The 20,396-nt window shown below is 57.1% G+C and carries 24 protein-coding genes; 5 read left to right on the plus strand and 19 right to left on the minus strand.

From position 1 onward, the window contains the following. The 15 genes from Q0Z69_RS03010 to Q0Z69_RS03080 form a co-directional block, all read right to left on the minus strand. A partial coding sequence (locus Q0Z69_RS03010) for a sigma-70 family RNA polymerase sigma factor (RefSeq protein WP_298029738.1) occupies window positions 1-515 on the minus strand: 515 nt, incomplete at its 3' end. 129 nt (window positions 516-644) lie between these two features. Further along, complete coding sequence (gene ruvB, locus Q0Z69_RS03015; RefSeq protein WP_298029739.1) at window positions 645-1,706, minus strand: Holliday junction branch migration DNA helicase RuvB; 1,062 nt, start codon at window positions 1,704-1,706, stop codon at window positions 645-647. A gap of 7 nt (window positions 1,707-1,713) precedes the next feature. Continuing rightward, a complete protein-coding gene (locus Q0Z69_RS03020) occupies window positions 1,714-1,962 on the minus strand; it encodes a hypothetical protein (protein WP_298029740.1) in 249 nt (82 codons plus the stop codon). A 23-nt stretch (window positions 1,963-1,985) separates the two neighbouring features. Further along, complete coding sequence (locus Q0Z69_RS03025) at window positions 1,986-3,107, minus strand: immunity 26/phosphotriesterase HocA family protein (RefSeq protein ID WP_298029741.1); 1,122 nt, start codon at window positions 3,105-3,107, stop codon at window positions 1,986-1,988. A gap of 62 nt (window positions 3,108-3,169) precedes the next feature. After that, complete coding sequence (locus Q0Z69_RS03030; protein WP_298029742.1) at window positions 3,170-3,820, minus strand: suppressor of fused domain protein; 651 nt, start codon at window positions 3,818-3,820, stop codon at window positions 3,170-3,172. Window positions 3,821-3,835: 15 nt separating this feature from the next. Next, window positions 3,836-4,441 (minus strand): Holliday junction branch migration protein RuvA, encoded by a 606-nt coding sequence (gene ruvA / locus Q0Z69_RS03035; RefSeq protein WP_298029743.1) that lies wholly within the window; start codon window positions 4,439-4,441, stop codon window positions 3,836-3,838. A 125-nt stretch (window positions 4,442-4,566) separates the two neighbouring features. Then, window positions 4,567-5,076, minus strand: a complete 510-nt coding sequence (ruvC, locus tag Q0Z69_RS03040; protein WP_298029744.1) for a crossover junction endodeoxyribonuclease RuvC — start codon at window positions 5,074-5,076, stop codon at window positions 4,567-4,569. A 140-nt stretch (window positions 5,077-5,216) separates the two neighbouring features. Beyond that, on the minus strand, window positions 5,217-6,611 hold the full coding sequence (locus tag Q0Z69_RS03045) for a DUF4179 domain-containing protein (RefSeq protein ID WP_298029745.1): 1,395 nt from the start codon (window positions 6,609-6,611) through the stop codon (window positions 5,217-5,219). Beyond that, a complete protein-coding gene (locus Q0Z69_RS03050) occupies window positions 6,608-7,078 on the minus strand; it encodes a sigma-70 family RNA polymerase sigma factor (protein ID WP_298029746.1) in 471 nt (156 codons plus the stop codon). The genes Q0Z69_RS03045 and Q0Z69_RS03050 overlap by 4 nt, the downstream gene beginning before the upstream one ends. Window positions 7,079-7,293: 215 nt before the next feature. Beyond that, window positions 7,294-8,160 (minus strand): site-specific tyrosine recombinase XerD, encoded by an 867-nt coding sequence (gene xerD / locus Q0Z69_RS03055; protein ID WP_298029747.1) that lies wholly within the window; start codon window positions 8,158-8,160, stop codon window positions 7,294-7,296. 23 nt (window positions 8,161-8,183) lie between these two features. Beyond that, window positions 8,184-8,717 carry a hypothetical protein gene (locus Q0Z69_RS03060; protein ID WP_298029888.1) on the minus strand — a complete coding sequence of 178 codons (534 nt, stop codon included), beginning with the start codon at window positions 8,715-8,717 and terminating at the stop codon, window positions 8,184-8,186. 416 nt (window positions 8,718-9,133) lie between these two features. Then, on the minus strand, window positions 9,134-9,553 hold the full coding sequence (locus Q0Z69_RS03065) for a hypothetical protein (RefSeq protein WP_298029748.1): 420 nt from the start codon (window positions 9,551-9,553) through the stop codon (window positions 9,134-9,136). 66 nt (window positions 9,554-9,619) lie between these two features. After that, window positions 9,620-9,967, minus strand: coding sequence for a preprotein translocase subunit YajC (gene yajC, locus Q0Z69_RS03070; RefSeq protein WP_298029749.1), 348 nt, complete (start codon window positions 9,965-9,967; stop codon window positions 9,620-9,622). Between the two features lie 112 nt (window positions 9,968-10,079). Continuing rightward, window positions 10,080-11,213 carry a tRNA guanosine(34) transglycosylase Tgt gene (gene tgt / locus Q0Z69_RS03075; protein ID WP_298029750.1) on the minus strand — a complete coding sequence of 378 codons (1,134 nt, stop codon included), beginning with the start codon at window positions 11,211-11,213 and terminating at the stop codon, window positions 10,080-10,082. 40 nt (window positions 11,214-11,253) lie between these two features. Then, window positions 11,254-11,460, minus strand: coding sequence for a helix-turn-helix domain-containing protein (locus Q0Z69_RS03080; RefSeq protein ID WP_298029751.1), 207 nt, complete (start codon window positions 11,458-11,460; stop codon window positions 11,254-11,256). 85 nt (window positions 11,461-11,545) lie between these two features. Between Q0Z69_RS03080 and Q0Z69_RS03085 the strand changes: the two genes are divergently transcribed. Then, a complete protein-coding gene (locus tag Q0Z69_RS03085) occupies window positions 11,546-11,761 on the plus strand; it encodes a hypothetical protein (RefSeq protein WP_298029752.1) in 216 nt (71 codons plus the stop codon). Here the strand turns inward: Q0Z69_RS03085 and queA are convergent. Both queA and Q0Z69_RS03095 read right to left on the minus strand, forming a co-directional pair. After that, window positions 11,751-12,776: a tRNA preQ1(34) S-adenosylmethionine ribosyltransferase-isomerase QueA gene (queA, locus tag Q0Z69_RS03090; RefSeq protein ID WP_298029753.1), complete on the minus strand. Its 1,026-nt coding sequence runs from the start codon at window positions 12,774-12,776 to the stop codon at window positions 11,751-11,753. The two genes, Q0Z69_RS03085 and queA, sit on opposite strands and share 11 nt — an antisense overlap. 61 nt (window positions 12,777-12,837) lie before the next feature. Further along, window positions 12,838-14,490: a SpoIID/LytB domain-containing protein gene (locus tag Q0Z69_RS03095; RefSeq protein ID WP_298029754.1), complete on the minus strand. Its 1,653-nt coding sequence runs from the start codon at window positions 14,488-14,490 to the stop codon at window positions 12,838-12,840. A gap of 203 nt (window positions 14,491-14,693) precedes the next feature. Here Q0Z69_RS03095 and asd point away from each other — a divergent pair, with 203 nt between their 5' ends. Continuing rightward, the gene (gene asd, locus Q0Z69_RS03100; RefSeq protein ID WP_298029755.1) at window positions 14,694-15,785 is read left to right on the plus strand and encodes an aspartate-semialdehyde dehydrogenase; all 1,092 of its coding nucleotides are present in this window, start codon (window positions 14,694-14,696) and stop codon (window positions 15,783-15,785) included. A 184-nt stretch (window positions 15,786-15,969) separates the two neighbouring features. Continuing rightward, entirely contained in the window at window positions 15,970-16,860 is an 891-nt protein-coding gene (gene dapA / locus Q0Z69_RS03105) for a 4-hydroxy-tetrahydrodipicolinate synthase (RefSeq protein WP_298029756.1), read from the plus strand. A 133-nt stretch (window positions 16,861-16,993) separates the two neighbouring features. On the opposite strand, the gene Q0Z69_RS03110 is transcribed toward dapA, so the two are convergent. Together Q0Z69_RS03110 and Q0Z69_RS03115 are read right to left on the minus strand one after the other, a co-directional pair. Next, window positions 16,994-18,223: an MFS transporter gene (locus tag Q0Z69_RS03110; RefSeq protein WP_298029757.1), complete on the minus strand. Its 1,230-nt coding sequence runs from the start codon at window positions 18,221-18,223 to the stop codon at window positions 16,994-16,996. Window positions 18,224-18,237: 14 nt separating this feature from the next. Continuing rightward, window positions 18,238-19,086 (minus strand): MurR/RpiR family transcriptional regulator, encoded by an 849-nt coding sequence (locus Q0Z69_RS03115; protein WP_298029758.1) that lies wholly within the window; start codon window positions 19,084-19,086, stop codon window positions 18,238-18,240. A 262-nt stretch (window positions 19,087-19,348) separates the two neighbouring features. Between Q0Z69_RS03115 and Q0Z69_RS03120 the strand changes: the two genes are divergently transcribed. After that, a complete protein-coding gene (locus Q0Z69_RS03120) occupies window positions 19,349-19,675 on the plus strand; it encodes a TAXI family TRAP transporter solute-binding subunit (RefSeq protein WP_298029759.1) in 327 nt (108 codons plus the stop codon). A 35-nt stretch (window positions 19,676-19,710) separates the two neighbouring features. Beyond that, a complete protein-coding gene (locus Q0Z69_RS03125; RefSeq protein WP_298029889.1) occupies window positions 19,711-20,391 on the plus strand; it encodes a TAXI family TRAP transporter solute-binding subunit in 681 nt (226 codons plus the stop codon). The last annotated feature ends 5 nt before the right edge of the window (window positions 20,392-20,396 follow it).

Consider the following 20,396-nt stretch of genomic DNA (forward strand, 5'->3'; position numbering starts at 1 on the left):
AGACCGTCTAAATAGTACCCCAAAATCTTCGCTTCAAATTCGGACAACTGTTTCCGGACACCGGATAAGAGGGCTGCCGTGTGCTCCCTGTCCACCAGGAGGTCTTCAGGATCGCGCTGCGCCAAATTATTGGTACCAGAGGTGTAGGAATGACTGCCAAATTCGGGAGTATCCAGAGAAACCGACTGATTGAGCGCTTTGTGCTTATCCCGCGACATATCGCGGAGAACGGAATACAGCCGGTTGCGTATACAAGTTTCTGCAAAGGTCCGGAAAGCAGTCTCCTTAGAGGCGTCGTATTCCCGGACGGCACGGATGAGACCTACCATTCCCTCCTGGATCAAATCTTCGCTGTCACCACCGATCAGAAAGAAGGGCCTGGCACAGGTGCGGACAAACCGACGATACCGTGTGACGAGCGTTTCCTCCGCCATCCGGTCTCCGGAAACCGCCAAAGCACACAGCACTTCATCGGAAAGCTGCTCAGGAAAATGATCCTCATTGCATTTGTACATATCGTATTATACCCGTCTATTCATTGAAATGTCAAGCAAATTATTGAATCTGCGGAAAAAAAGCCAGAAATTTTTTCGGAATTTTATAAAAACCGTCGAAAAATCCCTCTTTTTTCCCTCCGGCGCCGCTCACAGGCTCAATTGTTCCATGGGCGGGGCGGCATCCAAACCACCGGGGATGGGCTTGTGGAGGTGCTGATATGCCTTCTGGGTCACACACCGGCCCCGGGGCGTCCGGGTCAGGAATCCCAGCTGCATCAAATACGGCTCGTAGACATCCTCCAGCGTGATGGCTTCCTCACCAATGGTGGCGGCCAGAGTCTCCAGGCCCACGGGGCCGCCGTTGTAATTCTCAATGATGGCCCCCAGCATCCGCCGGTCCACCGGGTCCAGGCCCAGGTAGTCGATCTCCAGGGCGCACAGCGCCTCATCCGCCACGTCCTTGGTGATGACGCCGTTGGCCTTCACCTGGGCGAAGTCCCGGACCCGGCGGAGCATCCGGTTGGCGATTCGGGGCGTGCCCCGGCTGCGGCGGGCGATCTCATAGGCACCCTCCGGCACGATATCCACATTCAGGATACCGGCACTTCTCGTGACGATCTTTGCCAGTTCCTCCGGGGTATACAGTTCCAGCCGCAGCGTCACGCCGAAGCGGTCCCGCAGGGGCGCGGACAGCTGGCCCGCCCGAGTGGTGGCGCCGATGAGGGTAAATTGGGGCAGGTCCAAGCGGATGGAATTGGCTGACGGCCCCTTGCCCACAATGATGTCCAGGGCGTAGTCCTCCATGGCAGGGTACAGGATCTCCTCCACAGAGCGGTTCAGCCGGTGGATCTCGTCCACAAAGAGAATGTCCCCCTCGTTCAGGTTGGTCAAAAGAGCCGCCAGGTCGCCGGGCTTTTCGATGGCAGGGCCGGAGGTGATGCGGATATTCACGCCCATCTCCTGGGCGATGATGCCTGCCAGCGTCGTTTTGCCCAGGCCCGGGGGGCCGTGGAGCAGCACGTGGTCCAGGGCCTCCTCCCGCTTTTGAGCCGCAGCGATGAAGATGGCCAGGTTGTCCTTGGCCTTCTCCTGGCCGATGTACTCCCGCAAAGTCTTAGGCCGCAGCGACCCCTCCTGGGCGTCCTCCTGGAGGAAGGTCTTGGCCACGATGGGCTCCTCGTAGATATCATTTCCAAAGTCGATGCTCAAACGATGTTCACTCCCCCGCATTTGCGTCTGTCAAATTCCTCAGTATTTCCTCACCGATCTGAATGGCCGCCTCCAGCGTGGAGGCAAAGTGCGCGCCGTCCCGGATGTCCGCATACCAGGATTCTCCTGGGTAAAATCCATCTGTCTGAAAATACTGGCCCCAGATCTCATAAAGGCCGTCTCTCCGTTCTACCACTTCAAAGCGCGCGCTGCGGTCCCGGGAAGTTCCAGTATAGACCACGGGCTCTCTCATCACACAGCACCAATCCCCTCTGGCAGCTAACAGATGTGCAGGTCCTCCGGCCTCAGGCCGAACTGGGCGCACACGCGCTTCAATTGCTCCCGGTATGCCGGGTTCCGCAGGTCACAGCGCAGATAGTAACGCTCCGGCGTTTTATCCCACAAGGGGGCGTTACTGCCGGCGGCGATGCAGGCCTCCCAATCGGCCCGGTCCATGTGAAGGCCGCCGATCCCGTTGTTGCGGAAGCCTCCGCAGCCCTCCGGGATTTCCGCCTCCTCCAGCTCCCGGAACAGGGGGCCGCATTGCAGCAGTACCTTCTTTTTTCCAAAGTCCAGCGCGGAGATGCTGGCGCCGTACATGATGGGAAAATCCAGCTCGCTGTCCTCCAGAGGCAGATTCCCCACGATGGGAAATTCTCCATAATACAGGTCGTTGTCCATCATGTACTGGGACGGCAGGGCGGGCAGCTTTCGCAGCTCCTCCACCGGCAGGCTGGGATCATCGGTGATCAGGTGGTACACCTTCACGATCACAGGCCGGGTCATGAGAATATTCCAGCAGGGCTGGCATTTGCTCAGCCGGTAGAAGTCCAGCAGGACACGACCATAGCCATATTGCCGCCGTCCCACGGAAAAACGGAAGAAGTCCCCCTCCCGGAATTTGACGTGCTGCCGCTTCTCCCGAAGAAAGCCGGCCAGCGCCGCCATGTCCTCTGGGGTCGTCTCCGCCGACCAGCAGTCCAGCCATGCAGTGAAATCCGAAAAGGTCTTGGGCCGTTCCGTCTCGTAAACATTGGAATAATAGGTCCGCTCCGTGTCCAGATTTACCAGGGATATGAAACCCCGCTCTCCTGACCAGGAGAAGCGCATCCCCAGGGGCCTCCGCTCCGTCAGGGTCACAGCGGACAGCTTTTTGGGCTTTCCCCTGGCCGTTCTGGGCAGGAGCAGCGTCCGGTCCTCCGCCGTCTTCTCGCAGTAGGCAGACTCCTGATAGGAGTCAGGTCCCACCTGCACCGCCTTGCGGATCACCGGACCGTCAAAGCAGGCCCAGGTCTCAAAGCCGGTGTCATAGGGGGAGTTCTTTAACTGCACCCACTCCCAGCCCGGCTCCACGATGGTCAGGCCCAAACAGGCCCGCTGTTCATTGGTCAGCTGAAACACGGCGCGCTCCTTTCCGCGGCAAAGGGCGGTCCCTCCCTCGGCCACAGGTATCTTGAAACTCCTTATAGTACGCTGTCCCGGGTGTAATCGGTCACATCCCCGATCATTTCCACCAGATCTCGGACCCGAAGTTTTTTGTCCATAATGGCCTTCAGCTCTGTGTCCGTGGCCCCGATCAGTTTCACGAAATCCACCTTGCCGTTGGGGGTGTCGATGGTCCCGGCCTCATCCAGAGCGGTGACAAAACCGGTGATCTTGGATCTCTGATTGACGTCGATGCCGGTGGTCTGGCCGGTGTAGATGTATTCGTCTGGGAAGAACTGCTCTCCCTTTTCAAAGGTGAGTCGGGCCAGATCGTTGAAGATCCGCACGATGCACCGCTGCTCCTGCAGCTCGTCCCCCATCCCCTCCTTGCGCAGCTTCAGGGTGAACTCCAGGCCAAAGCCACTGTACTCCGGGTCCTTGCCCTCCTTCTCATACAGGTCGGACAGGCCGTAGGTGACGAAGTGAAAGCAGTCCCCGCCGTCGTAGGCGCTGACGCCCTGGAGAGGGTCCGGACCGCCCAGCCGCCAGGGGATCAGGCATCCGAAGTGCCTGGGGCTCTCCTGGCCAGGGTACAGTTTGTCAAAGGCAGCGGTGATGGCATCCCAGCCCACAGGGTCAGGAAGCTCCTCGTGATTTCTCTTTTCTGACATATTTTCCAATGTACTCATCCAGACTCCTCCTAATCACTTCACCATCTTTTTGAGAGCCTGCCGGATGATCTCCTCCAAGGGCAGGTTCTCTACATCCACGCCTTTGAGGGCTATGGAAACCTCCTGGCTGGAATAACCCAGTACCGCCAAGGCCTGGGCGGCTTCTGTTGCCTTGTTTGTAAAGGCTGGAACATTCACAGACACGCCGCCAGAGAAATCCAGGCCGGTGGCAGCAGACGCCTTGGCCATCTTGTCCTTCAGCTCCAGAATGATCCGCTGGGCGATCTTTTTGCCGATGCCCGGGGCGGCGGTGAGGGTCTTGGTATCCTCCGTCACGATGGCCATGGCCAAACTCTCTGGCGTGGTGGAGGACAGAATGGCCAGCGCCGCCTTGGGACCGACGCCGGACACGCCGATCAGCAGTTTGAAGCTGTTCAGCTCATTTTGAGTGGCAAAACCGTACAGCTCAAAGATATCCTCCGCCACGTTCAGATAGGTGTACAGCCTCCCCCGCTGGCCTTTTTTCAGGCTGGCTAAGGTGTGGTTCGTGGTCTTACAGGCATAGCCCACCCCGCCGCAATCAATGACCGCCAGATAAGGCAGAAGCTCCGCCACGGTACCGTCCAAATAGTAGAACATAAATCCCTCCGCAAACAAAAGATATGAGATAAACGAAAGAAAAGATATGAGGTAAAAGATAGGAGATATACAGCGCTGCTGGAAGATATATCTTTTATCTCTTATCTTTGTCTTTAATCTAAAATTCACACGGTTTCCTTCACATCCCCCTGCTGCGGCAGACGGGATGTGAAACTCCTTGCGTGGCATAGCGCCAAGGCCAGCGCGTCCGCAGCGTCGTCAGGCCGGGGGACGGACTTCAGCTTCAACAGCCGCTTCGTCATGTCCATCACCTGGCGCTTCTCCGCCTTGCCGTAGCCCGTTACCGCCAACTTTACCTGGGAGGGGGTGTACTCATGGAGGGGGACACTGCACTTCTCAGCGGCGTACAGCAGGACCCCCCTGCCATGGGCCACAGCGATGCCGGTGGTGATGTTGGTGTTGAAGAACAGCTCCTCGATGGCGATAACGTCTGGCTTCAATTGGCCGATCAGGTCCTCCATGTCCGTGCCGATCTGGTACAGCCTCCGACTGAGGGGCAGTCCCGCCGGAGTGGTGATGGCCCCGTAGGTCACCATATGGACTTGTGCCCGCTCCGCCTCGATCAGGCCGAAGCCAATGGTAGCGAAGCCGGGATCGATGCCCAAAATGCGCATAATACGCCCCTTCCCTATTAGATACATAGCCAGTATACCAAATCCTTTCAGAAAGCGCAAGCCGTGAAAGCAAGAAATGCGAACAAATGTACGAAATACGAAAAGGCCACCCAAACAGGTGGCCTTTTGTGCGGTTTCCGCTATTTGATGGGGATAACGACGGGCGTTTCAAATTGCGTGGTATGGCTGAACAAAGGCTCCAGATACGCCGTGTCGCCATGGTAGTCTGCCAGTGGGAATTCAGCGGTGAATACGCTGCCGTCATCCACCTGCTCTCCTGTGGCAGGGTCCTCATATCCATAGGTGCTGCTCTCCCAGGTGATATCGTGTTCCTGTCCCGCCTCGTCCCAGAAGGTGTGCTGGAACAGGCCGAACATGGTGTTCTCTCCCTTGATCCCGGCCAGGAAGGAGACGATCCAGCCGCCGGACAGCTCCTCCGCCTTCAAAAAGCGGATGTCCTCCGGCAGATTTTCCGCCATGCCCTGCCGCAGATCCAGCCGGACCCGGGGCGCTGACTTGTCCAGCCACTCCGCCTTGGTAATGTGGAGGGTCAGACGCTGGCTGTTTTCAAAATAGGGGCTGTCCAACCAGATGGTGGAATCGTCGCTGCCGCCGGTCATGCCGGTAGACAGGATGCCGTTGGTAGCGGGCCGGAACTGATGTCCCCTTTCATCCTCCATATAGAACTCCAGTCCAGTGAGCCACGCGTTATTGTTCGGGTCTGTGCGGACATTCAACCGCATATGGGTTGGATAAACCTCCGCCTCTGTGATGGAGACTGTGCGGCCATCCAATTGGAACTCGGTGTCTACCGGGAACAGCTCCCCCTTAGCGGTGAAAGCGGGGTCCAGTTCCAGGGGGAAGGTAAACTCCGCCAGATACTCCGGGTCGCTGCCGGTGGGAGCGAAAGGGTCCTTCTCTTCAGCTTGGGCCGGTAACGCCGGTTCCTCACCGCTGTGTCCGGCGTAAACTTTTATCTGGAAATCCAGTGTTTTCGGGATATCCCGTTCGATGAAATCCATTCGGGCGGACCGCAGTTCACCGTTCGGTGTTCCGAAGGAGCCGCTGCTGGTGGTATAGCCTCCCGGTTCTCCCGGCAGGCTGGCATGACACTCCGCCTCCAGTTGGGGATAGTGCCGGGAATCCAGGGTGTAATAGATATTGAGCTGCTTCATGTCAACAATGACGTATTCCACAGTGGCCGTAATACCGTTAACGGACTGGCTCTGCCCGATAGGCTGCACATAGTCATTTTCCACCGCGGCAGAGAGGGACGGCGACCACGCCACGGCCTTGGCCAGTTCCCGCAGCACCGGCACGTTTCCGCAGGCTCGGGCAAAGGGAATGGACAGATTCACCAGCAGCACGAAGCATGCAAAGCAGGTAGCCAGACTACCGGCGGAAATCCCCCAGGCCCACCGCTTTTTTTGTGAAGTTTTTTCCCTTGTCAGTGCTCTTGACACTGTATATTCCAGCGCCGCCGGAACCGCTTCCAGCTCGGTGAGCAGCGCTTTGTATTCCTCATTTCGGGTCATGATATCTCCTCCCCCAATTCCAGCCGCAGCAATTGCAAGGCCTTTCTCTGCCGGGTCGCTGCGGTGCCCTGGGGAATGTCCAGAGCGGCGGCGGTCTCCGCCTGGGTGTATCCGGCGAAAAATCGCAGGATCACCACCAGACGCAGCTCCTCCGGCAGGCGGCGGACAGCCTCCTTCAGCGGCAGGGCATCGTAAGCGTCCGGCCCAGCGGCCTCCGGAATGGCCTCCTCCCCTGCCAAACGTTTCCGGCGGCGCAGTTCCCGGTGGCATTCGTTGATCAGGATGCGGGTCAGCCAGGTCTCAAAAAACTCCGGCTCCCGGAGCTTTTTCAAAGCCCGCAAAGCTTGGTAAACTGCCTCGTCTACCGCCTCCAGGGCGTCGGCATCGCTGCCCAGGTACAGGTAAGCGGTCCGGTACAGCCGGGTCTTGACCGCTTCTGTCCGGGCGGCGAATTCGTCCTTGTCCATAGGCGCCCTCCTTCCGTGTTTCTGTACATTAGAGTCTTTAGGCAGCTATTTTGTTTTCCCAAATCAAGAAAAAATTAGAAATGAGGAATGAGAAATTAGGAATGGAAGGATTCCGCCGTTGGCGGAATCAATCAAAATCTGTTCGGTTCCGCCAGGCACCAAACTTTCTAATTCCTCATTAAAAAAATCAGCACGATTTTCACCGTGCTGATCGTTTACGCTCTTGGGTGCGCTTTTTGATAGACGTCCTTCAGCTGCCGCTTCACCACATGGGTGTAGATCTGGGTCGACGAGATGTCCGCATGGCCCAGCATCTCCTGAATGGACCGCAGGTCCGCGCCGTTTTCCAGCAGGTGGACGGCAAAGGAGTGGCGCAGGGTGTGGGGAGTGATGTCCTTCTCGATACCTGCCTTCTCCTGATAATACTTGATGATCTTCCAGAAGCCCTGACGGCTCATGCGCTCGCCGTTCATGTTGACGAACAGGGCCGTCTCCTCCTCGTCCGCCAGCTGGGGCCGGATATTCCGCACATAGTCCTGCAATGCCTTCACCGCGGTGTGGTACAAGGGGATGATCCGCTCCTTACCCTTGCTCTCACACCGGATAAAACTAGCCGCCAGATTCAGGTCGTCCATGTCCAGAGAGATCAGCTCGCTGACCCGGATGCCGGTGGCATACAGCAGCTCCAGCATGGCATGATCCCGGAAGCCCTTGGCGTCCACGCACTGGGGCTGCTCCAAAAACAGCTCTACTTCCTTGGCGGTGAGGATCTCCGGGTATTTTCGTTCCACTTTCGCGGCAGCCACGCCCCGAGTGGGATTTTCCCGAACGAAGCCGTCCGCCAGCAGGAAGTTGTAAAAGGACTTCACAGAGGCCAAAAACCGGGTCACAGAGGCGGCGGACTTCCCGCGGCTCTGCATCCAGCTCATGTAATCCCGCACCTGCTCCTGGGTCACGTCCCGCAGATCACAATCCAGATGCGCGGCAAACTGCCGTACATCCCGCAGATAGGAACTGACTGTGTTCTGGGATGCCTTTTTTTCATCCGCCAGATAGGCCCCATAACGGTCGATATCATCCATGTCAGTCCCTCCTTACTCTCATATCACGGGAACAGCCGTCCCAAAGCCAGCCGCAGCAGCGGCGGCGAGATCGCCAGATCTGCACCCACAGCCACCACCAGCACGCCGCAGCAGACAAACACTGTCATCCACCAATCCCGGCCATAGACCACCGGTGCGCGTCCTCTCCCAAGGGAAATAGCAGCCAGGGACATAGACCGCCCCCAAGCCGACGACGCCAACAGGAAAAAGACCGGCAGCGTCACCGCACACCGCAGACCGAACACTGCCAAGGCCAGCAGTACGCCGTCTCCGCCGAAGGCCGCTGTAAAGCAGCACACAGAAAAGGACAAAAACGTCCCAAACACAACGGCTGTACACGGCAGCAGCACCGCGCCGATAGATGCGAAGCCCAGCAGAAACGCCAGCAGCGGATAACGAAAATACAGGATCAAACAAGACAGCCCCGTCTCCGCAGAGTTCCCGCCCTCCAAGGCCAGGTAGTCTGACAAGTACCGCTTCAGCTCGTCGCCAGTGGCGTCCGGTACTCGACCGGCCAAGACCTGTCCCAAAACCACGCCACAGAAAAAGCACAATGCCAATAAAAAAAGGCGGGGCAGGGCCGTCGGCCCCCCCTGGGAAAGCCTGTGATGTGTTTTCAAACCGCCTCACCTCGGGACATCCTATGTGGCACTCGGCGGTTTTATGACCCGTTGACATAAACGCTTTACGTCTCTCATCATAGTCCTTTCTTCCAAATTTATCAAGGAATTTACGGGAAAAAGAAGTTTTTTGTCAGTTATGTCAAAATTTTATGTAAACATTATTATGTAAACTATATTAACCATGTGGCAGAGCAGTGCCGCCGAGGCCCTTTGCAAGTCAATATCTGGGGTCTTTCAGAAAAAGAGCGCCCCATATCTGCCGCTTTTCTCCCCGCAAGTGGGGATGCCGGCACATAAGAGCGCTCAAATTCAAAAACAAGTGGTAATTTTCAATTTTTGTGGAAATCCACAATTGACTTCCCTGCCCTTCTGGGCTTCCGTTTCCTTCTGCCCCCCAGCAGGCCAGCTAGCAGGCCCCCGGCCAGAGCGCACAGGAGCAGTCCTCCGCTTCGGCCTGTGTAGGCCACATTCTGCCACACGCCGAATCCCACCGCCAGCAGGACCAGGATGAAGCAGCCCACTGGCAGCAGCGCGGCTGGCAAGGTCCCGATGTTCATCCGCCGGGCCGAGACCAGTCCCCCGCTGAATGTCGCCGCCGCGCACAGGCCCGCCACCGCGGGGAAGGCAGCACTCTCCGGCAGCGTTCCCCGCACCAGCAGCCAGGCAAGCGCCAGCAGTCCCAACAGATATACTCCCAGAGCCAGCGCCGTTCCCAGAAGAGGCCCTGTCTCCTTCCTCTTTTTAGCCATGAAAAAACCTCCCCTGCAACATGCTGCTAGAGCATATTCCAGGGAAGGTCTCTTTATGAATCCAGTTTACTTCTCCTCAGCCTCGTCAGCAGGCTCGGTAGGCTCTTCGGGCAGCGCCTCTTCCTTGCCCTTCTTCTCCTCCGGCTGCTCGCTGCTCTGAACGCCCACAGTGGACACAGCCCACTTGGTCAGTTCCATGCGAACACGGTCCTCGCTGGTCTCAATAATGATGGTGTCCTTATTGACCATCACGATCTTGCCCACGATACCGCCAATGGAGGTGATGACATCGCCTTTCTTCAGGCTGTCCCGCATCTCCTGAGCCTTCTTCTTCCGCTTGTTTTCAGGCCGGATCATCATGAAGTACATGATGAGCATGAAAACGACCAGCATAATCAAAAAACTAGCATCCATATTGACTGAACTCCTTTTCCTCTGTAAATTCAGAATAATACCATTATATCAGACAATAACAGTTTTGCAAGAACTTTCTTTTTTGCCGTCAGGCCGTGCAGGTCCGCGCCTTTCATACCCGTTCCTCCAGCCGTCCGCTGTATCGGGCGCGGAAGTCCGCAAAGGCCCCTTCGTCCAGGGCCTGCCGGATCTTGGTCATCAGATCGTTGTAGAAATACAGGTTATGGAGCACCGCCAGCCGCAATGCCAGCACCTCGTCCGCCTTGAACAGGTGCCGCAGATAGGCCCGGGAATAGTTCCGGCAGGCGGGACAGTGACAGCTCTCGCTGATGGGCCGCTCATCAGCGGCGTACTTCTCGTTGAGGATGTTTACCGTGCCCTCCCAGGTGAAGAGCTTGCCGTGGCGGCCGTTGCGGGAAGGCATCACGCAGTCGAAGAAGTCCACACCCCGGCTGACAGCCTCGATGATATTGCTGGGAGTTCCCACGCCCATGAGATACCGGGGCTTGTCCTCCGGCAGCTCCGGGGCAACCACGTCGATCATCTCATACATCACCTCGGCAGGCTCCCCTACCGCCAGTCCTCCAATGGCGTAGCCATCGCAGTCCAGTTTCGCGATCTCCCGGGCGTGCCAGGCCCGGAGGTCAGGGAAGGTCGCACCCTGGTTGATTCCAAAGAGCATCTGGCCCGGATTCACCGTATCCGGAAGACCGTTGAGCCGGTCATGCTCCAGTTTACACCGCTCCAGCCAGCGGAGAGTCCTCTCAACCGAAGCCTTGGCATACTCGTAGCGAGCAGGATTTTCCACACATTCGTCAAAAGCCATGGCGATATCGCTGCCCAGATTGGACTGGATCTGCATGGATTCCTCAGGCCCCATGAAGATCTTGCGGCCGTCGATGTGGCTGGCGAAATAGACGCCCTCTTCCTTGATTTTCCGCAGAGACGCCAGGGAAAACACCTGGAACCCGCCGGAGTCCGTCAGGATGGGGCCGTCCCAGTTCATGAACTTATGGAGGCCGCCCAGCTGCCGCACCAGCTTGTCGCCGGGGCGCAGGTGGAGGTGATAGGTGTTGCTCAGCTCGATCTGGCAGCCCACCTCCTTCAGGTCCTGGGCGGACACGCCACCCTTGATGGCCGCCTGGGTGCCCACGTTCATAAAAACAGGGGTCTGGACCACGCCGCCATGGGCGCAGGAAAACTGGCCGCGCCGTGCGCGGCCCTCGGTCTTGAGAACTTTGAACATATTTCCTCTCATTTCTTACTGATTTGATGCGGTACGTCTTTCAGCGCTTTTCCGTCCGCCCCGCCAGATAGTCCAGAGACACGCCGAAATGATCCGCCAGGGCAATGAAAGTATCCAGACTTGGCTGATGTTCGCCAGACTCCAGATATTGATAAGGCCGCTCCCGGATACCGATAGCAGCAGCAACCTGCTTTTGCGTTTCTCCCCGTTCCTTGCGTAGTTCCTTTAATTTTTCACTCAGTCCCATAATTGCCCCCTTGACACGCTTATTTGAGCGTGATACACTATCCTTACATCGCACGCTTTATATAGCGTTTGAAAGGAGTTTTTCTATGTCGGACTTTATGAAGTGGCTCTATATCCACTACATCAAACCCTATCTGGACACCGTGCCGCAGGACGACTACTTCTTCTGGCTCTCGCTCATGGACAGCGTAATGACCCCGGACATGCGGGAGAAATTTGAAAAATGCCAGGAATTTGCCGCCATTCACGCCTTTTTGCTGGGGCTTCGCACCGGACAAGGTCTGCCCGTTCCTATGAAATAAACATGGCGTCGCCAAAACTGAAGAACCGGTATTTTTCCCGCACGGCCTCCTGATAAGCATCCAGAATACGCTCCCGTCCGGCAAAGGCGGACACCAGCATGATGAGGGTGCTCTCCGGCAGGTGGAAATTGGTCACCAAACCATCCATCACCTTGAATTTGTATCCCGGGTAGATATAGATGCTGGTCCACCCCGCTTTGGCCTCCATGGTGCCGTCGTCATTGGCCCAGGATTCCAGCGTCCGGCAGGAAGTGGTCCCCACGCAGATGCAGCGTCCGCCGCTGGCCCTGGTGCGATTGATCAGATCTGCCGTCTCCTGAGAGATGACGCAGTATTCGCTGTGCATTTCATGATCTGTAATGTTTTCTTCCTTTACAGGGCGGAAGGTCCCAAGGCCAACGTGCAGCGTCACATAGCCGATGCCGACGCCCTTGGCCGCGATCTTTTCCAGCAGCTCAGGGGTAAAGTGCAGACCGGCCGTGGGGGCAGCAGCACTGCCCAGGACCTTGGAGTAAACGGTCTGATACCGCTCCTGGTCCTGCAGCTCCTCCTTGATGTAAGGCGGCAGAGGCATCTTGCCCAGCCGCTCCAACACCTCCAGGAAGATCCCCTCATAGTTGAAACGGACCAGTCGGTTTCCGTCCTCCACTTCGCCCACTACTTCCGCCGTCAGCTCTCCGTCTCCGAAGGACAGTTTCGCTCCCGTGCGCATTTTCCGTCCGGGCCGGACAAGGCATTCCCAGGTCTTGTCTCCCCTATCGATCAGCAGCAGCACCTCGCAGGCGCCGCCGCCCGGCAGCCGCTGGCCCAGGAGCCGCGCCGGAAGGACCCGGGAATCGTTCAGGATCAGGCAGTCACCGGGATTCAAAAAGTCCGGCAGCTCATAAAAGTGGTGGTGCGTCACCGCGCCCGTATTCCGGTCCAGGGTCATCAGGCGGGAAGCGTCCCGCTTTTCAATGGGCGTTTGGGCGATCAGTTCCGGTGGAAGCTCATAGTAAAAGTCGCTTGTTTTCATAGTAACCCCGCTAACAATTAGGAATGAGGAATGAGAAATTGGGAATTGCCCTATTCCTGATTCAATAGATTTCAATGTCTGTGTAATAAAATTCCAGGATCTCCAGATAGTCATAGCACGCTTCCGCCATGGCTTTAGCCCCGTACTGGCTCATGCCCACGTTGTGGCCGCTGCCGGTGCCGGTGATCGTGAAGCTGTCTGTCCCGGCGGACGAAGGCCTTGCCGTGGAGCCGCCGGCCGACACTGTGGAGGTGCCGGAGGAGGAGATCACGGAGACCGCGCCGCCATCCAGAGATGTGATCTTACCGCCGCCGGAGATCACAGCCACTCCGTCCAGAGAGGACAGACTGTCCCCAGAACTGTTGACGTAGACGCTTCCGCCGGAGACCGGCCCGCCGCCGTTGATGGAAAACCGCAGGCTCTTGACAGACTTATTGTAGGTACTGCTGTAAAAAATCGTCCGGCAGGTGTCGCCGGTGACGGTCTTTGTGCCGCCTGTCCCCTCAAAAATCACCTTTTTCACGTTGCCCATGGGGGTGTATTCCGAGACGTACACATTTTTCACTGTACCGACATCGTAGCCCTTCTGCTGAAGGATCCAGCTCAGCTCCGAGGCGGAATAGGTGACGGACCAGGTGTAGTTGGGGATGCTGATCCTTGCCTCATAGGGATCTTCCTTCCCCTGCAGATATCCCTTGGCCGTTCCCCACACATTGACGCAGTCCTCCGTGGCGCCGCCGTTGGAGGAGTGGTACACCGGGTCCTGGACCAGATAGCCGTCATAGTACAGCTTCTCCCCCGCTGTCTCATCCACCGCCTGGTCGCTGGCGGTGGAGGCCTGGCTGCGGCCGTTGTACACCTGGCAGTCGCTGGTGGCACACACGTCGATGTTGTAGGCGGTATGCTTGCTGGTGCGGCAGGCATAGGTCCGGGCGCAGACCGCCTGGGCCTTCAGCGCCTCCAGAGGCCAGCTCCCGCTCATTTCCGAGGGGATGACGCCCTTCACATAATCCTCCAGGCTCACCATGTTCACCACGCTGAGGTTCCCTCCAGTGACCCGGGGATAGGAAAATCCTCCCGCGTAGCGGTAGCCCTTGAACCAGGTGACCGGCTCCCCGCCCTGGCCGTCCGGCAAGACCCCCAGGTCCAAAATGCCGCTGCAGTCGAATTCAAAAATAACGTCCGTGGTCTTGGTCACCGTCACCATCACGCCAGTGGAAGAGGACTGGACCGCGTATCCATCCAGATCTGCCGCCGCGTCCTCCGCTTCAGAGCGGGAATCATAGCAGCCGACCCGAACTACATATTCCCAATCGATCCAGGCAGGATACCCGCCCTGTTCCCAAGCTGCTTCCTGTGCCTCCTCGAAATCCCGGAAGCCGTCCAGCTCCACATGCCACGCCCCCATATGCCGGAAGCCGCCGGAGGGCGGGGCAGCGGAATAAGTCCCGCTGGTACTCATATAGATATCACCAGCGGCGGTCATGGAGATGGTCCGTTCGTCCGTCCAGCCCAAGGACGTGAAATCTCCGTCCTCATAATAGCCAAATTCGTAGCCGCTGCCCTCCGCGTTTTCCAGATTGGCGGAAAACAGAGCCGTGGAGCCATACCGAAGTCCGACCCGCACGGTTTCCAGCTCTTCCGCAGAGGCGGAAACGGCGGTCAAAGCGAAAAATGTCACAACAATAAATGCAGTCCACAGTATTTTTTTCATGGAACCTCCCAATACCGGCAGTCTTGACGGAAGCTGCAAAGCGTGCTATCATACATCAAGAAAACAAATGTCCGTGTCAGAAACACATGCGACGTGTTTCCCATATGGAGAACATTATAGTATAAATGGCCCGAACATTCAACTAAAAATGATGGGACCGGACAATTTTTTGCCTGCCGCTCCCAAAACAGGAGGAACGACCTATGAAACAGTACAAAGTCGGCATCATCGGCTGCACCGGCATGGTGGGCCAGCGGTTCATCACACTGATGGAGAACCACCCCTGGTTCCAGCTCACTGCCATCGCGGCCAGCGCCCGCAGCGCCGGAAAGACCTATGAAGAGGCGGTGGAAGGCCGCTGGGCTATGGACCTTCCCCTGCCGGAGGAGGCCAAAAAGCTGGTGGTGCTGGATGCCGAGGCCGACGCTGAGAAGCTGGCCGGAATGGTGGATTTCTGCTTCTGCGCCGTGGATATGAAAAAAGAGGATATCCGCGCTTTGGAGGAGAAATACGCCAAACTGGAATGTCCCATCGTCTCCAATAACTCCGCCCACCGCTGGACCGACGACGTGCCCATGGTGGTGCCGGAGATCAACGCCGATCACATTCAGATCATCGAATCCCAGCGCAAGCGTCTGGGGACCAAGCGGGGCTTCATCGCCGTGAAGAGCAACTGCTCGCTCCAGAGCTACGTTCCCGCTCTGCACCCCCTGAGAAAGTATGGATTGGAACAGGTCCTGGTCTGCACCTATCAAGCCATCTCCGGTGCGGGAAAGACCTTCCAGCGCTGGCCTGAAATGGTGGATAACTGCATCCCCTACATCGGCGGCGAAGAGGAGAAGAGCGAGCAGGAGCCGCTGAAGCTGTGGGGCCATATCGAGAACGGCAAAATCGTCAAGGCAGCAGGTCCCTCTATCACCGCCCAGTGCTTCCGGGTCGCCTGTCAGGACGGCCACATGGCGGCCGTGTTCATGAAGTTTGCTGAGGGGCAGAAGCCCTCTATGGAACAGATCAAGGCTGACTGGGCCGCTTTCCGCGGTCCCGCCCAGGAGCTGGACCTCCCCTCCGCCCCCAAGCAGTTCCTGCACTATTTTGAGGAGGAAAACCGCCCTCAGACCCGGCTGGACCGGAACCTGGAGCATGGCATGGCAGTCTCCATCGGCCGCCTGCGCCCAGACACCCAGTATGACTACAAATTTGCCTGCCTGAGCCACAACACCCTCCGGGGCGCCGCCGGCGGCGCGGTGCTGCTGGCAGAGCTGCTGTGCGCCAAGGGATACATCACAGCCAAATAAGCTCCAATAAAATACCTGAAAAAGTGTGGGCGTCTAAAGGAACGTCCACTCTTTTTCTCATGGGCTGCATAATTGGACATGTTTTGCATGTTTTACCGCATATTTTTACCTTATCGCGCATAAAGTGATACTGTATTCTGGTAACAGGCCCTTGACCTGTCCCCACAGAACAGGAGGTACTGATATGCGAAAGCCAATTTTCACCGGCTCCGGCGTGGCCATTGTGACCCCCTTCAACCGTGAGACCGTGGACTTTACGACCCTGCGGAAGCTCCTGGACTTTCAATTGGAAAACGGCACCGACGCCGTTATTGTCTGCGGCACCACCGGCGAGGCCTCCACCATGACCTACCATGAGCGGATGCGGACCATTGAGGTCTGTGTGGAGCATGTGGCGGGCCGGGTCCCGGTCATTGCCGGCAGCGGATCCAACTCCACGGAGATCTCGATGACGCTTTCCAAAGACGCGGAGCGAGCCGGAGCGGACGGCCTGCTTCTCGTAACGCCATATTACAACAAGGCGACCCAAATGGGCCTGATCCGCCATTACAACATCATCGCCGACGCGGTGTCCATTCCATGCATCCTGTATAACGTCCCGTCCCGCACTGGGGTTCATATTACGGCAGAGACTTACGCGGAGCTGGCGAAGAACCCCAATATCAACGGCGTCAAGGAGGCCAGCGGGAACCTGGGCGTCATCCAGCGGACCCGGAACCTCTGTCCCGAGGATTTTTATATCTGGTCCGGCAATGACGACGAGACTGTGACCATCTGCGCGCTGGGAGGCGTGGGAGTTATCTCCGTAGCTGCCAATATTATCCCCGCCCAGATGCACGCTCTGGTAAAGCTGTGTCAGGAAAATGACTTTGCCTCCGCTGGAAAGCTGCAATTGTACTTAAAGGAGCTTTGCGACGCCATGTTCTGTGAGGTAAATCCCATCCCAGTGAAAACGGCTCTGAACCTATTGGGCTGGGAGGCTGGAGCGCTGCGGCTTCCATTGTGCGAGCCAAGCAAACCAAACCTGGAGCGGATCAAAAACATCCTCATAAAATACGGCCTTCTCCCTTGTTAAAAAACCGCCCATGCCTCAGCATGGGCGGTTTTTTGCAGATGTGTTTCAGGGAGGCAGAACACAGGGCTATTCTCAATGGGTATCTGCCTTATTGGCAGTCTCTTTGATATTATTTTAGGTATAGCCGCAGTGTTCAAACGCTTGTCATGGCATTCCGGCGGGCACCCTTTCTGCGGAGGCATCCGCCTGTGCCAGTCAGAGCCAAAAGCAGTCCAGCCGCCGACAGCGCCAGCCAAAGCAGCGGCAGGGCGATCCAGCCAAAGCGGTTCAGCAACACGCCCAACAGGCCGGACATGATGGAAGCGCCTACATATGTGGAGAAATCAAATGTGCCTACCAGTGTGGACACGATATTCCGCCCGGAAAAATACAGGGGCAGATAAGAGATCATGTACCAGTTGCTGGCATTGATGACCGCGATCAGTCCGGCGATCAGCAGAACTGTGAAAAAGGCTGTGTGCCGGCTGGTCAGGACCAGCGTCCCCGCAATGCCGCAGGCCAGCGTCAGCATGGCGATCATGGCAGTGCGGACATTTTCCCGAAATACCGCCAAAACAGCTCGGGCCAGGAACACGCCCGCCAGTTTGGCGAAGGGGATCAGCACCAGAAGCAAGAGTGACTGCTCTCCCAGATTCAGCACGCTGGTGAAGATCAGCGGCAGCCAGAACACCGCACCTTCTTGGATAGCACCCACTACCATGCAGAGAAGGCAGATGAAATAAAGCTGATCCTCAGCAAATTCCCGGGCCACCTCTCTCAGCGGCGGCGTGGGCCTGCGGCCGGCAGAAGATGCCTGAAAGGGCAGTTTTTTGGAGAGGACATACCATGGCAGCGCCAGAGCCAGCGCGATCACGCCCGGGATCAGGAAATACGGCCGGAAGCTGAGAGTTTGCAGCATGCTGCTCAGCACGACCCAGGACAGCAGATAGCCTGTTACGGAACAGGTAGACATGATGGTGGAGACATTTTTTCGTTGCTCTTCCTTTGAATAAACAGACAGCAGCCGCAGCAGTGTGCTCCAGAACATGGACTGGCAAAAGCCATTCAGCCCCCACAGCAGGAAAAACAGAGATCCGCTGCTTTGCAGGCCAATGATCAAATTGATGCCGCCGGTCATGACCAGCGCCAGCATCAAAAAGCGGTGTGGGTTCACCCGGTCCCCGATGGCGCCGTTCAGCAGCTGGCCCACGGCATAGGTAACAAAATATACGGAGCTGGCGGCACCCAGATATTCCACACTGACGCCCAGTCCTACCGCCAGCTTGTCCAGCACGGTGGACAGGTTCACCCGGCAGAGATAGGCCGTCATATAAGTCATCCAGGACAGCAGAAGCACTGTCCGCAAGACTCGTTTTTGCTCCATCCTTCTCGCTCCTCTCAGCGTGGGCGGCGATGCCGCATCAGCTGCAAATTGACCTGTTCCTCCCGCTCCATCGCCGCTGTGCCTCCCTGTGCGCTGATATAGGCGCACAGACCGTCCAGCACCAGCAGATGGGTCAGGCGGGAGATCGACGCTTCTTCGTGGCGCTCCGCCTCTTTGGAGAACGTCACCAGTGCTGTGTCACACAACCCAGCCAAAGTACTCTCCGCATAGGAGGTGATGCAGATGGTCTTTGCCTTCCGCCGCTTGGCAAGGCTCATGGCCTGAAGGACCTCCATCGTCTGACCGGAATGGGAGATCGCCAGGGCCACGCAGCCGCTGTCCAGCTGTGAAGCAGCGATACTCAGCGTCAGATAATCCGGCACCGCATAAGCGGGAAGGCCGATCCGCATGAAATGAAGATAGGCATCCTGCGCCATCAGAGCAGAATCTCCAGCGCCATAAATGTCGATACGTTTGGCGCTCATGAGCAGGTCCGCCGCGATCATCAGCTCTGAAGCCTGCAGTGCCTGTCCGGTCTTTTGAAACGCGTCCACCGCGTTGCCCATCACCTTCTGCATGGCAGACCATGGATTATCCTCCCTGCTCACACTGCCGAAGGAAAAGCCCTTGAAGCTGTCGCTCTCCCGGGCCAGGGCAATCTTCAGAGCACTGAAACCCCGCATTCCCAAACGGCCAGAAAAATTGATGACGCTGCCCTCGGACACGCCGGCCAGAGACGCCAGATGCGCTACTGTCATGTTTGTGACCTTCACAGGGTCCTGCAAAATAACATCCGCGATCCGTTTTTCCACAGTGGACATCTTAGAATAGCTGTTTTGGATGCGCTCTACCACCATTGCCATCCGCTCCCTTCCTTTTGAGTGAGTATATACCTTTTTTTGAAAAATACAATGAGTAAAATTTAAAAATATAGACAAATTTTCGATGTAATGATTGAATGAAATTTAATTTAAGCCATTTTATATCAGAATCGTAAATTTTGCAAAAAAATCTTGTTAAATCTAATGCGTGGAAATCTTGACGATTTTTTAGTATAATGATTTTGCTTATTGTTGCATTTTTTTGCAAATAAGCAAAACTCATATTTTTACTGGAGGAAATCGTATGAAAAAGTTTTTATCTCTGCTGCTGACCCTTCTGCTGGTCCTGTCCATGACCGCTTGCGGCGGCAAGAAAGCGGAAGAACCCGCAGACACGAAGGAACCTGATACCCAGACCGCTGAGCCTGCCGCCCCCGCCGAGAGCGAACCCACCTTCTCCGGCAGTTATCTGGTGGGCACCGGCTCCGCCACCGGCAACTACTACAACTTCGGCAACGCCATGTGCACCGTCATCAACAACGTCACCGGCGCTAACATGACCGTCAACGCCACCGGCGGCTCCACCGAGAACGCCCGCCTGCTGGTGCCGCTGAAAACGAGTTCGCCCTGATCCAGTCTGACGTTTACAGCTATGCCCACGCGGGCATTGAGCTGTTTGACGGCGATCCCATCACCAACTTCCAGGCCGTCACCGCCTGCTATCCCGAGATGGTGCAGATCGTGGTCCGGAAGGACAGCGGCATCAGCTCCGTGGCTGACATGGCCGGTAAGAACATCTGCGTCGGCGCCGTCGGCTCCGGCTATGAGGTCGCTGCCCGTCAGATCCTGGGCGCTTACGACATGAGCTATGACGACATCAACGAGACCTTCGCCGACCAGTCCACCGCCAAGAACGGCATCCAGGACGGCACCTTCGACGCCATGTTCATGTGCTCCGGTTATCCCAACGCCAATGTCACCGAGCTGTCCCTGAACGGCAACATTGAGGTCCTGACCATCGACGACGAGCACCTGAACAAGCTGCTGGAGGCGTATCCCTTCTATTCCGCCTTCACCACCGAGACCGACGAATACAACCTGGGCCACGAGGTCACCTCTGTGGCTGTCAAGTCCATGCTGGTCTGCCTCGATACCTTCTCTGAGGACGAGATCTACGCTCTGACCAAGGCTATCTATGAGAACCTGGGCGACATCCAGGAGATCAACGCCAAGGGCAACTACATGAGCCTGGAAAGCGCCCTGAGCGGCATCCCCAGCGACCTGCATCCTGGCGCCATGAAGTATTATGAGGAGCAGGGCGTTGAGATCCCCGACTATCTGAAGTAAGTCTT

It is taken from the genome of uncultured Dysosmobacter sp., assembly GCF_947631165.1.
Taxonomy (GTDB): Bacteria; Bacillota; Clostridia; order Oscillospirales; family Oscillospiraceae; genus Oscillibacter.